This window comes from Streptomyces sp. NBC_00503 (assembly GCF_036346895.1).
Lineage (GTDB): Bacteria > Actinomycetota > Actinomycetes > Streptomycetales > Streptomycetaceae > Streptomyces.
This window is the reverse complement of sequence record NZ_CP107855.1, coordinates 2,544,887-2,556,908: the sequence shown is the minus strand read 5'-3', so window position 1 is coordinate 2,556,908 and position 12,022 is coordinate 2,544,887. Positions and strand designations below refer to the sequence as shown.

Here is a 12,022-nt window from a genome sequence, read left to right as displayed (position 1 = left end):
GGGCGCGAGTCGCGACGATTTACCAGGAGGATCTTCTTACATGTCCATCCAGCAGTCCGACGTTCTCTACACCGCCGTCGCCACCGCCGAGAACGGCCGTGACGGTCGCGTCGCCACCAACGACGGCCAGCTCGACGTCGTCGTGAACCCGCCGAAGGAGATGGGCGGCAGCGGCGCCGGCACCAACCCGGAGCAGCTCTTCGCCGCCGGCTACAGCGCCTGCTTCCAGGGTGCGCTCGGCGTCGTCGCCCGCAACGAGAACGCCGACATCTCCGGCTCCACGGTCACCGCCGAGGTCGGCATCGGCAAGAACGACGAGGGCTTCGGCATCATCGTCAAGATCTCGGCCACCATCCCGAACGTGGACGCCGCCACCGCCAAGGACCTCATCGAGAAGGCCCACCAGGTCTGCCCGTACTCCAAGGCGACCCGTGGCAACATCACGGTCGAGCTCGCGGTCTGATCTGCGGATCTCGCAGCTCGAAGCTTGTGCTCGCAGAAGGCCGCACCCTGGCACCGGGGTGCGGCCTTCGCCGTGCGCGGGGCCCGTCCTAAACTGGCCCCATGCGTGATCTTGCGGGGGGATTCGGCTATCTGCTGGCCGGACAGCGATGGGTGCTGCGGCACGGCCGGTGGCTCGGCTTCGGACTGCTGCCGGGGCTCGTCTCCCTGGTGCTCTACGCCGGGGCCCTGATCGGCCTCGGCTACGGCGCCGACGACCTCACCGTCTGGGCGACCCCCTTCGCCGACGGCTGGTCCTCGCCGTGGCTCGGGCTCTTCCGCGGGTTCCTGACCGCCCTGCTCTTCTCCCTCGGGCTCTTCGTCGCGGTGATCACCTTCACCGCCGTGACCCTGCTCGTGGGCCAGCCGTTCTACGAGTCCCTCTCGGAGCAGGTCGACCGCACCGAGGGCGGCGAGGTCCCCGAGTCGGGGCTCACGCTCTGGCAGGAGCTGTGGATCTCCGCCCGGGACAGCCTGCGGATCGTCGGCAAGGTCCTGCTCTACGGGATCCTGCTCTTCGGCCTCGGTTTCATCCCGGTCCTCGGGCAGACCGTGGTCCCGGCCGTCGGATTCTGCGTCTCGGGCTTCTTCCTGACCCAGGAGCTCACCTCCGTCGCCCTGATGCGCCGCCGGGTGGAGCTCTCCGGGCAGCTGGAACTGCTGCGCTCCCGGCGGATGCTGGCGCTCGGCTTCGGGGTGCCGCTGGTGCTGGCGTTCCTGGTGCCGCTCGTCGCCGTGTTCCTGATGCCCGGCGCAGTGGCCGGAGCCACGCTGATGGCCCGCGACCTGGTCGGCGCCGACGAGCCGCCGGAGCCGGAGCCGGAGCGGGGCGAGGCGGCCACCGGAGCCCCCGCGCAGGCCTAGGCCGCCGCCCCGGTCCCGTCCGGCCGGCGGAAGAGCGCCGTCCAGAGGAAGGCCTCGCCGAAGGAGGCCGAGGCGGGCGGCTCGTCGTTCATCCGGCGCAGCTCGACCTCATCGAGGTCGCAGAACACCCACCGCAGCGACTCCGGCGTGTACGCGAGGCCGCCTTCGAGGCGGGCCCGGCCGTAGAACTCGGCGTCGGGCAGCTCGGACCCCATCGCGCCCGAGGCGAAGCAGGTGAGGGCGAAGCGGCCGCCGGGCGCCAGGAGCCGCTCCAGCAGGGCCAGGTAGCTGACGCGGCGGTGCGGGGGCAGGTGGTGGAAGCAGCCGGAGTCGTAGATCAGGTCGTACGGTCCCACGAGCGCGGCCCCCGCCGTGCCGAGGGCGTCCCCGCGGTGGAAGCGGACCGCCGAACCCGCCGTGCGGGCGCGCTCCCCGGCCCAGGCCAGGGCGGTGGGGGAGAGGTCGACGGCGTCCACCTCGAAGCCCAGCGAGTCGAGGTACAGGGCGTTGCGGCCGGGGCCGCAGCCCAGGTCGAGGGCGCGGCCGCCGCGGGGGATCAGGCCGCGGTCCAGGCAGGAGGCGAGGTTCTCGTCGGGCTTGGCCGCGAAGAACGGCACGGGCCGGTCGCGGTCCGCGTAGAAGCCGTCCCACCAGGAGGCGCCGTTAGGCGTCCAGCGGTCGGCCTCCGGTGCGAAGAGCGAATCCATCAGGGCGAGCACGTCGTCGACACTGCGTACGTTCCGGTCCATTCGAACCCCTTTCCCGTGTCCCCGATTTTATCGGTGGGTACGATAAAAGGCCAGGTCAGACCTGGTGTGGTGATCGGCTGGCCGGGCCCGTGGTCGCCTGGGGCGCACCGGCCGGTCCGCCCCCTCGCGGGTGCGGGCAGCGGCTGCCCGAGACCCCCGCCGAGGGCCGCCACGGCACCTTCCGCCGCCGCGCGGGGCACGGTTTCGCAAGGAGTTCGCGGGCCGCTGCCGTCAGGCTCCGACGGGCGGTTCGACCTCCGCCAGGGCGAGCGACGGCGTACGGTCGTCGGCCTCGGCCAGCAGTGCCCCGCCCGGGGCCCATACGGCCGCGCCGCCGCATCCGGTCCACGGGCCGGCCGGTCCGACGTGGTTGGCGAGGGCCACGTACATCCCGTGGTCCCGGGCGATCCCGGGGTGGATCGTGCTCCGCTCGGCGATGCCGCCGCCCGTCCCGTAGAGCGAGCTCGCCAGGTGGACCCGGCAGCCGGCGGCCGCACCCGCGCCGGGCACCTCCGGGAAGTGGTTGTCGTAGCAGATGCCCAAGGAGAAGCCGATCCCGCCGAGTTCGAAGCGGCCGGGGACCCCGCCCGCGGCGAAGACCTCCTGCTCGTGCAGGTAGAGGTGCTGCTTGACGTACGTGGTCACGTGCGCGCCCCGCGCGTCGTGCACCAGGGTCGCGATGACGGGCCGGGGGCCGTCCGCGCGCAGGGCGACGTTGACGGCGGTGGCGATCCCGGCGGAGCGTACGGGGTCCAGCCGGGGATCCTCGGGGCCGCTCAGCCACAGGCCGGGGTCGGCGGCGATCGCGGGCAGCGCGTAGCCGCTCAGCACCAGCTCGGGGAAGACCACCAGCTCCGCACCCTCCTCGCGGGCCCGGACGGCGAGGGCGGCCGCCCGCGCGGCGTTGGCGGGCACGTCGGCGGGGGCGCAGGCCAGCTGCGCGGCGGCGATCTTCACTGGATTTCTCTCAGGATGCCCCGGAACTTAGCCCGGGAGGCATGGGTCCTTGGGGCGGAGCCGCGGAGCGGCGGACTTCGCTGTACATCTGACCTGCAGTCTCTTTCGTTGTCAGTGGGGGAGACTAGCTTGGGGAGCATGTCGACAGCATTGATGGACCTTGGGGAGGCCGGGCATGCCCGGCACACCTTCCGGGTCCGCGTGTCGTCCACTGCGCTTACCCGGCTTGAGGCGGAGTGGGCGCGGTGCCGGTGGGTGTGGAACGAGTGCGTGGCCATGTCCCGCAAGGTCCACACCCGGAACAAGACGGCCGGCGAGAAGGTGACGTGTGGTCCGTCGCAGCTCGACAAGACGCTGACCGAGGCCCGACGCTCGATGGCGTGGCTGCGTGAGGGCAGCAGCGTTCCGCAGCAGCAGATCATCCGGGACTTCGCCAAGTCCCGCGCGAAGGCGCTCAAGGACATCAAGGCCCGGTTGCCGATGCGGCAGCGTGCCGGGATGCCGAAGTACAAGAAGAAGCACGTAACGGATCCCACGCTCAACTACACGCAGCGCGGCTTCCGGCTGAAGGACGGGCGTCTGCATCTGGCCGGGGGCATCAGTGTGACCGTGGTGTGGTCGCGGGATCTGCCCAAGCCGCCGTCGTCGGTGCGTGTGTACCGGGACAGCCTTGGGCACTGGTACGCCAGTTTCGTGGTCCCCGCGACCACCGAGACACTGCCCTCCACGGGCGCGGTGATCGGCATCGACTGGGGTGTGAGGGAGACCGCGACCACCACCTCCGACGACCACGACCTGCCCCACGGCGAGTACGGCAGGAGAGCCGCCGGTCGCCTGGCGCACTATCAGCGGTTGATGGCCCGCCGCCGCGCACCCAGGGGAAAGGCCCAGTCGAAGGGCTACCGTGAAGCCCGGCGTCAGGCTGCGAGGGCGTACAAGAAGATCGCCCGGAGGCGCCAGGACACCGGCCGCAAGTGGGCCAAGAAGGTGGTCCGCGACCATGATGCCCTCGCGGTGGAGGACTTCCGCCCGAAGTTCCTCGCCAAGTCCACCATGGCCCGCAAAGCGGCAGACGCCGCGATCGGCGGCGCCAAGACGGCCCTGATCGAGATGGCGCGCAAGCACGGGCGCATCGTGCACCTTGTCCATCCCGCGCACACCACCATGGACTGCGCGCAGTGCGGAGCGAGAACCAAGCACGCACTACCTCTCTCAGAACGTACCTACACCTGCACCGCGTGCGGAGCCGTGTCCCCCAGGGACAAGAACTCCGCCCGCGTCATGCTGGTCCGGGCTGGTCTCAACCCGGCTGGTGCCGATCGTGTAAGACCTGACAGCCCGCTGGGCCGCCAGGCTGCGTGAGCCAGAAGTCCCCTCCCATTAGGGAGGGGAGGATTCAACCGGACAGCATGCCAGCCGGGGCGCAGGCCGCCCGAAGCGGTGCCGGGCGGTGCGGGCCTACGCCGGCGCGCGGCTGGGGAGTTCGCCGCGGCGGCGTACGAAGCCCAGCTCTGTCAGGTTGAGCGCCGCGACCGCCCCGGCCAGCAGGGCGAGCGCGCCCAGGGCGGGCAGCGCCGCCGCGGCGGGGAGCAGGGCGAGGACGGCCGCCGCCGCGGTCAGCCGGGTCAGCGACCACTTGTGGAACAGGTGCCAGCGCGTGTACCCGTACGTGGCGAGGTAGAGCGCGCAGCCCCCGTACAGCAGGGCGGTCACGGCCAGCGGCAGCCGGCCGCCCGGCCGGGCGACGGCCTCCGCCATGCCGACGGCCACGGCGATCACCGAGGCGATGAGGGAGAGGTGCCCGTAGGAGAGCACCTGGCGCACCACGTCGGCCGGTACGGCCGCCGCCTGCAGCCCGTGCCGGATCGCGTCGGCGGCGAGGTGGAAGTACACCCACCACAGGCCGCAGGCCAGGGCGAAGGCGGTGGCCACCGCCAGCAGCGGGCCCGCGGTCAGGTGCTCGCGCGCCGCGACCGGCGCCCCGATCGCCACGATCGACTCACCAGGGCGATCATCACGAACAGCCCGAACCGCTCCGCGAGATGCCCCGAGTCGAAGGGGATGCGGATCATGTGGCGGCGCGTCAGCCGCGGGGAGGCGAGGTCGGCCGCGGCGGCCAGTGCCCACAGCCCGGTCCGCGCCCACCCGTCGAGGAAGGCCCCCGCCACCAGCAGGGGTCCGCTGAAGACCACGGACAGGGCCACCGGGGACGGCCGCAGGCGCAGGCCGGGGTGGACGAGCAGGGCGAGCGCGAGCCGCGCACCGAGGTAGCCGCAGGCGAAGAGCGGTCCGCGCTCCCCGAAGGCGCCGGGTACGGCCAGGGCCATCATGAGTCCGCACAGACCGATGGCGAAGAGGCCCAGCCGGGTCCGCGCGCGGTCCGCGTCATGGGTGTTGGCGTGGACGGTGGCACCGACCCACACCCAGTAGACCGGCACGAAGACGATCAGGGCGCGGCCGACGCCGCCCCAGGTGTGGTCGTGGTGCAGGAGTGCGGACACCTGGGTGACCGCGAACACCAGGACCAGGTCGAAGAACAGCTCCGACCACGCGACCTTCTTCTCGGCGGGTTCCCCCTCCGCGACGGCGCCCACCGCCCCGTCCGCGTTCATCTCTACGGCCCCCATGACCATCCCCCTCGTAGATCCCCGGGGGATAGGATGCCCGGCGGTTGCGGAGGCGTCAGGCCGGGGGGCCCTGGAGGAGCGTCAGGAAGGAGCGGAAGGCGCCGGGCATGTCCACCGACTCCGGGTCGAGCAGCCACTGGTACTGCAGCCCGTCCAGCACGGCGACCAGCAGCGGGGCCACCTGTTCGGGGGTGAGGCCCGAGGGGAGGCGCTCGCCGTACTCGCCGCGCAGTACCGCCGTCATCTCGGAGCGCACCTGCGCGTACCGCTCGGTGAAGAACTCCCGCGCGGGGTGGCCGTCGGTGACGCTCTCGCCGAGGAGCGCCGAGAAGGTCTGCACGATTCCCGGGCGCATGGAGTTGTAGTCCACCAGCGAGGCCAGCAGGTCGAGTCGCCATTCGCCGGCCGCGGGGCGGCTGCCGCCGCCGGTGTCCCAGCGGTCGCGCTCCTGCAGTACGGCGACCAGCAGCGCTTCCTTGGTGGGGAAGTAGTGCAGCAGCCCCTGCTGGGTCAGGCCCACGCGTTCGGCGACCGAGCCCAGGGAGGCGCCGCGGTAGCCGCGCTCCGCGATGACCTCGACGGCCGCGCGGACGATCTCCGCCCGCCGTTCCTCACTTCTCGCCCTGGCCATCGCCCCGGCACCCCTTCCGATTCAGCCTGCCAGCAGGACCGTACGGCATGTTGATATCACGAACAGATAACGAACCCTACCGCTCTACAGGTAATCGGTCCACCATGGAGCCAGCACCCGCGCTCAATGAGGAGGCATGGCCGTGACCGACGCCGATCAGGTTCGCAACGACGCCGTAGAGGCGGCACTGGGCAAGCTGGATCTCGACACCAAGGCCCGGCTGCTGGCAGGCCAGGACATGTGGTCCCTGCCCGCCGTCCCCGAGATCGGGCTGAAGTCCCTGGTCATGTCCGACGGCCCCATCGGCGTCCGCGGCGTGCGCTGGACCGCCGACGACCCGTCCATCGCCCTGCCCTCCCCGACCGCGCTCGCCGCCGCCTGGGACCCGGAGCTCGCCCGCCGCGCAGGCCGCCTCCTCGCCCAGGAAGCCCGCCGCAAGGGCGTCCACGTACTGCTCGCACCCACCGTCAACCTGCACCGCTCGCCGCTCGGCGGCCGCCACTTCGAGTGCTACTCCGAGGACCCGTACCTCACCGGCGAGATCGGCAGCGGCTACGTGAACGGGGTCCAGGACGGCGGCGTCGGCACCACCGTCAAGCACTTCGTCGGCAACGACGCCGAGACCGAGCGGTTCACCGTCGACAGCGTCATCGCCCCGCGCCCGCTGCGCGAGCTGTACCTGGCGCCCTTCGAGGCCATCGTCGCCAACGCCCACCCGTGGGGCATCATGACGGCCTACAACCGGGTCAACGGCGTGACCATGACCGAGAACACCCACCTCGTCAACGAGGTGCTGCGCGCCGAATGGGGCTTCGACGGCTACAACGTCTCCGACTGGATGGCCGCCCGCTCCACCACCGGCGACATCCTCGGCGGCCTCGACGTGGCCATGCCCGGACCCGTCACCGTCTACGGAACCCCGCTCGCCGACGCCGTCCGCGCCGGGGAGGTCCCCGAGTCCGCCGTGGACGAGGCCGTCCGCAACGTCCTGCGCCTCGCCGCCCGCGTGGGCATCCTGGAAGGGGCCCCCGCCGTCGTCGGCGAGGTCCCCGCCGCCATCGACGGCCAGGCCCTGGCCCGCGAGATCGCCGCCCGCGGCTTCGTCCTCGTCCGCAACGAGACCGTCTCCGGCGGCGCGCCCGCCCTGCCGCTCGACACCACCGCCGGCCGTACCGTCGCCCTCATCGGCGCCGCCGCCCGCGACGCCCGGGTCCTCGGCGGCGGCTCCGCCACCGTCTTCCCCGAGCGGATCGTCTCCCCGCTGGACGGCCTCACCGCCGCCCTCGCCGACAGCGCGCTCACCTTCACCGTCGGCGCCGACCCGAGCGACGAGCTGACCCCCGCCGACAAGGGCTTCGAGCTCCGCGCGATCTGCCGCGACGCCTCCGGCGCCGTCCTCGGCGAGGGCTCCCTGCCCACCGGCCAGGTCCAGTGGATCGGCGACGACCTGCCCGAGGGCGCCACGTACGCGACGATGGCGAGCATCGAGGTCACCGGACGGTTCGTACCGCGCGAGAGCGGCGAGCACGCCTTCGGCACCCGCGGACTGGGCGCCTTCACCCTCGCCGTCGGCGGGCAGACCCTCTGGGACGGCGTCCAGGCCATGGGCAACGAGGCCGACCCCTTCGAGGCCTTCTTCGGCGCCCCCAACGAGCGGGCCCGGATCACCCTCGCCGAGGGCGAGGCCGTCGAGGTCTCGCTGACCTACCAGGTCCCCGACATGACCGCGCTGCCGCTCAAGGCGATCATGTTCTCCTTCCTCCACCTCGGCCCGCAGCGCTCCGCCGACGAGCTCATCGCCGAAGCCGTGGAAGCCGCGCGCTCCGCCGACACCGCCGTCGTGGTGGTCGCCACCACCGAGCGGGTGGAGTCCGAGGGCTTCGACCGCAAGGACCTCGCGCTCCCGGGCCGCCAGGACGACCTGGTCCGGGCCGTGGCCGCCGCCAACCCGAACACCGTGGTCGTCGTCAACGCCGGCTCCCCGGTGGAACTCCCCTGGCGCGAGGAGGTCGCCGCCGTGCTCCTGACCTGGTTCCCCGGGCAGGAGGGCGGGGCCGCGCTGGCCGACGTACTCCTCGGCGAGGCCGAGCCGGGCGGGCGGCTGCCCACCACCTGGCCCGCGGAGTTCGCCGACGCACCGGTCACCGAGGTCACCCCGACGGCAGGGGCCCTCGAATACCGCGAGGGGCTCTTCATCGGCTACCGGGCCTACGAGAAGCACGGGATCGCCCCGGCCTTCCCCTTCGGCCACGGCCTGGGCTACACGCAGTGGGAGTACGAGTCCCTGGAGGCCACCCCCACGACCGCGCGGGTCCGCCTCACCAACACCGGCACCCGGCCGGGCCGCGAGACCGTCCAGATCTACCTGGCCCCCGTCGCGACTGCGTTCGACGGCGCGCAGAGCGCGACGGTGGAGCGCCCGGCGAGCTGGCTGGCCGGCTTCGCGAGCGTCAGCGCCGGACCCGGCGAGAGCGTCGAGACCGAGATCGCCCTGCCCGCCCGCGCCTTCGAGATCTGGGACGAGGAAGCCCGCGCCTGGCGGTCGATCGGCGGCGCCTACGAGGTCCGCGCGAGCCACTCGCACGCCGACACCCGCCTGACGGCGTCCCTGGACATCTAGCTCCGGGGCCGGATCCGGCACCCAAGAACCGGACCGGGGGCGGGCCCTGACACCCGCCCCCGGTTCCGCACGTCCGGGAAAGTCAACGCGGAGGCTGCGCAGACGTCACCTGTCGGTGCGCCAGTTCCGCGAGCCGCGCCTGCCCGTCCTTGCCCGGGTGGAACCAGTCCCAGCGGCTCAACTGCTCCGCCGCGAAGGGGTACTGGAACACCGCGCCGCCGTCGTAGCGGCACAGCTCGTCCTTCGCGCAGACCTCGCGCAGCGCCTCGTTGTACTCGACCACGCGCGCCCGCACCTGCTCGCGCCGGGCCGTCGCCGCGGCGGCCGTCGAGGTCGGTTCGGCGAGCATCGACTGGCAGATGCCGAGCTTCCAGATCTGGCGCACCATCGGATCGTCCTTGCCCTGCTCCCACAGTCGCTGCAGGTCCGGCACGCTGGACACGTACACCTGCGAGGCGGGCGAGGCGGCCCGCAGACCGGCCAGCGCCTTCTCGAAGCCGGAGCGGAAGGCCGCCACCGGGGTCATCGACGAAGCCGAGGGGCGGCAGGCGTCGTTCGAGCCGACCATGACCGTGACCAGGCCCGGCTGGTGCGCGGCCGCCGAGGCCAGCTGCCCCGGCAGGTCCGCCATCCGGGAGCCGGTCACCGCGTAGTTCCAGCTGCGCGAGGGAGCCTCGGCCTCCCCGAGCAGCCGGGCGGCCAGCGAGTGGACCTCCGGGTCGTCGCCCGTGGCCCAGGAGGCCTCCGGGCAGTCGGCCAGCACCGAACAGGCGTCGAAACCGCGGGTGATGGAGTCGCCCACGGCGGCCACCGAGGCCGGAGCCGTGTTCCACCGCGGCGCGGACTGTGCCCCCCGTTCGCCCTCGGACTTCGCCCCGTCGGCCGAACACCCGGCCAGCGCCCCCGTCACGGCGATCAGCAGGGCAACCGCCGCGCCCGCACCCGGAAGCGTCCGACGCGCGCGGCGGCGTGGGGCGGTGGTGCGCATGCGGGAGGTCCCTCCTCGTCGCCCCGCGTCCGCACGGGGGCGTCCTGCTGAGTGAATGCTCTGGGTTTACGGGCCTTGGAGCGACCGTACGTCACACCATGACCCCCAGCGCACGGTAGCTTTTTCCCGTGGCGTTTCGGCCGCAAGTCCCGCAACGCAATGTCAAATAATTTCCGTTACATTACATCACGTCACATACTGTCCGTTTTCTGGAGTTTATTCCCGACCTCGTCCCACACTGGAGGTCCCGGTGACGACACGTGGAGTCCTGTACGTGCATTCCGCACCGCGTGCGCTCTGTCCGCACGTGGAATGGGCCGTTGCGGGCGTGCTCGGGGTGCGGGTGAACCTCGACTGGATCCGTCAGCCCGCCTCCCCGGGCACCTGGAGAGCCGAGTTCTCCTGGCAGGCCGAAGCGGGCACGGCCTCGAAACTCGCCTCGGCCCTGCGCGGCTGGCACCTGCTCCGTTTCGAAGTGACTGCGGAACCCTGCCCGACCGCCGAGGGAGAGCGCTACAGCTCCACCCCGCAGCTGGGCATCTTCCACGCCGTCACCGGCATGCACGGCGACATCCTGATCCCCGAGGACCGGCTGCGCGCCGCCCTCGCCCGGTCCGCCCACGGCGAGACCGACCTGGAGGCGGAGATCGCCAAGCTGCTCGGCAAACCCTGGGACGACGAGCTCGAACCCTTCCGCTACGCGGGCGAGGGCGCCCCGGTGCGCTGGCTCCACCAGGTCGTCTGAGCCCGGCTCAACGCGAAAGGCCCACCCGGATTCACCCGGGTGGGCCTTCGTACGTACTGGCTGGGGATCAGACAGACCTGAACGCCAGGGAGACGTTGTGGCCGCCGAAGCCGAACGAGTTGTTGATCGCGGAGATCGGGCCCTCGGCCGGGAGCTTGCGGGGCTCGTTGCGCACGATGTCCGCGTCGATGTCGTCGTCGATGTCGTCGAGGTTGATCGTCGGCGGGGCGAGGCGGTGGTACAGCGCCAGCACCGTCGCGACGGTCTCGATGCCGCCCGCGCCACCCAGCAGGTGACCGGTCATCGACTTCGTGGCCGAGATCGCGATGTGGTCGAGGTCGTCGCCCAGCACCTTGCGCAGAGCCTTCAGCTCGGCCGTGTCACCCTGCGGGGTGGACGTGGCGTGCGCGTTCACGTGGACCAGCTCGGCCGGGTCCAGGCCCGTGTTGTCGAGCAGGTTCTGCAGGGCGGCCGAGACGCCGCGGCCGGTCGGCTCGGGCTGCGCGATGTGGTGGCTGTCCGCGGACAGACCCTGGCCCAGCACCTCGCAGTAGACCCGGGCGCCGCGCGCGGCGGCGTGCTCGGCGGACTCCAGGACCACGACGCCGGCGCCCTCGCCGAGGACGAAGCCGTCGCGGGCCTTGTCGTACGGGCGGGAGGCCGTGGTCGGGTTCTCGTTGTTCTTGGACATCGCCATCATGTTGGCGAAAGCGGCGATCGGCAGCGGGTGGATCGCGGCCTCGGTGCCGCCCGCGACGACCACGTCGGCGCGGCCGGTGCGGATCATCTCGACGGCGTAGCCGATGGCCTCGGCGCCCGACGCGCAAGCGCTGACCGGAGTGTGCACACCCGCGCGGGCGTTGACCTCCAGGCCGACGTTGGCCGACGGGCCGTTCGGCATGAGCATGGGGACGGTGTGCGGGGAAACCCGGCGCACACCCTTTTCCTTCAGTACGTCGTACTGGTCGAGCAGGGTGGTCACGCCGCCGATGCCGGAGGCGATGACGGTGCCCAGGCGCTCGGGCGCGATCGACGCGTCCTCGCCCGCCGGGGCGGTGTAGCCGGCGTCGGCCCACGCCTCGCGGGCCGCGATGATCGCGAACTGGGCCGAGCGGTCCAGCTTGCGGGCCAGCGGCCGGGGAAGGACGTCATTGGGGTCCACGGCGGCCAGTGCGGCGATACGAACCGGGAGTTCGGCAAAGCGCTCGCCCTCGAGGGGCTTTACGCCGGAACGGCCGGCAAGCAGACCTTCCCAGGTCGAAGCGCTGTCGCCACCCAGCGGAGTGGTTGCGCCGATACCGGTGACGACCACGGTGCGATTGGTCGGGCTCACAGGAATT

General features: G+C 72.1%; 10 protein-coding genes and 1 pseudogene. 5 read left to right on the top strand and 6 right to left on the bottom strand.

Annotated features, from left to right (window positions below; genetic code table 11):
* The first annotated feature begins 40 nt into the window (after positions 1–40).
* Together OG490_RS11970 and OG490_RS11965 are read left to right on the top strand one after the other, a co-directional pair.
* On the top strand, positions 41–463 hold the full coding sequence (locus OG490_RS11970) for an organic hydroperoxide resistance protein (protein ID WP_330296265.1): 423 nt from the start codon (positions 41–43) through the stop codon (positions 461–463).
* A gap of 101 nt (positions 464–564) precedes the next feature.
* Positions 565–1,365, top strand: a complete 801-nt coding sequence (locus tag OG490_RS11965) for an EI24 domain-containing protein (protein ID WP_330296264.1) — start codon at positions 565–567, stop codon at positions 1,363–1,365.
* On the opposite strand, the gene OG490_RS11960 is transcribed toward OG490_RS11965, so the two are convergent.
* Positions 1,362–2,114, bottom strand: a complete 753-nt coding sequence (locus OG490_RS11960) for a class I SAM-dependent methyltransferase (protein ID WP_330296263.1) — start codon at positions 2,112–2,114, stop codon at positions 1,362–1,364. The two genes, OG490_RS11965 and OG490_RS11960, sit on opposite strands and share 4 nt — an antisense overlap.
* Before the next feature lie 231 nt (positions 2,115–2,345).
* Positions 2,346–3,071 carry a carbon-nitrogen hydrolase family protein gene (locus OG490_RS11955; protein ID WP_330296262.1) on the bottom strand — a complete coding sequence of 242 codons (726 nt, stop codon included), beginning with the start codon at positions 3,069–3,071 and terminating at the stop codon, positions 2,346–2,348.
* A 153-nt stretch (positions 3,072–3,224) separates the two neighbouring features.
* On the opposite strand from OG490_RS11955, the gene OG490_RS11950 reads away from it, so the two are divergent.
* Positions 3,225–4,433 (top strand): RNA-guided endonuclease InsQ/TnpB family protein, encoded by a 1,209-nt coding sequence (locus OG490_RS11950; protein WP_443065949.1) that lies wholly within the window; start codon positions 3,225–3,227, stop codon positions 4,431–4,433.
* 96 nt (positions 4,434–4,529) lie between these two features.
* Here OG490_RS11950 and OG490_RS11945 read toward each other — a convergent pair.
* Both OG490_RS11945 and OG490_RS11940 read right to left on the bottom strand, forming a co-directional pair.
* Positions 4,530–5,683, bottom strand: a pseudogene (locus OG490_RS11945) (low temperature requirement protein A).
* 70 nt (positions 5,684–5,753) lie between these two features.
* Positions 5,754–6,329: a TetR/AcrR family transcriptional regulator gene (locus OG490_RS11940; RefSeq protein ID WP_330296260.1), complete on the bottom strand. Its 576-nt coding sequence runs from the start codon at positions 6,327–6,329 to the stop codon at positions 5,754–5,756.
* 136 nt (positions 6,330–6,465) lie between these two features.
* On the opposite strand from OG490_RS11940, the gene OG490_RS11935 reads away from it, so the two are divergent.
* Positions 6,466–8,949 (top strand): beta-glucosidase family protein, encoded by a 2,484-nt coding sequence (locus OG490_RS11935; protein ID WP_330296259.1) that lies wholly within the window; start codon positions 6,466–6,468, stop codon positions 8,947–8,949.
* 82 nt (positions 8,950–9,031) lie between these two features.
* Here OG490_RS11935 and OG490_RS11930 read toward each other — a convergent pair whose 3' ends face one another.
* Positions 9,032–9,937: an SGNH/GDSL hydrolase family protein gene (locus OG490_RS11930; RefSeq protein ID WP_330296258.1), complete on the bottom strand. Its 906-nt coding sequence runs from the start codon at positions 9,935–9,937 to the stop codon at positions 9,032–9,034.
* A gap of 250 nt (positions 9,938–10,187) precedes the next feature.
* Here OG490_RS11930 and OG490_RS11925 point away from each other — a divergent pair, with 250 nt between their 5' ends.
* Positions 10,188–10,682, top strand: a complete 495-nt coding sequence (locus OG490_RS11925; RefSeq protein WP_267754836.1) for a DUF3145 domain-containing protein — start codon at positions 10,188–10,190, stop codon at positions 10,680–10,682.
* A gap of 67 nt (positions 10,683–10,749) precedes the next feature.
* Here the strand turns inward: OG490_RS11925 and fabF are convergent, their stop codons facing one another.
* On the bottom strand, positions 10,750–12,015 hold the full coding sequence (fabF, locus tag OG490_RS11920; RefSeq protein ID WP_330296257.1) for a beta-ketoacyl-ACP synthase II: 1,266 nt from the start codon (positions 12,013–12,015) through the stop codon (positions 10,750–10,752).
* Positions 12,016–12,022: the final 7 nt, after the last annotated feature.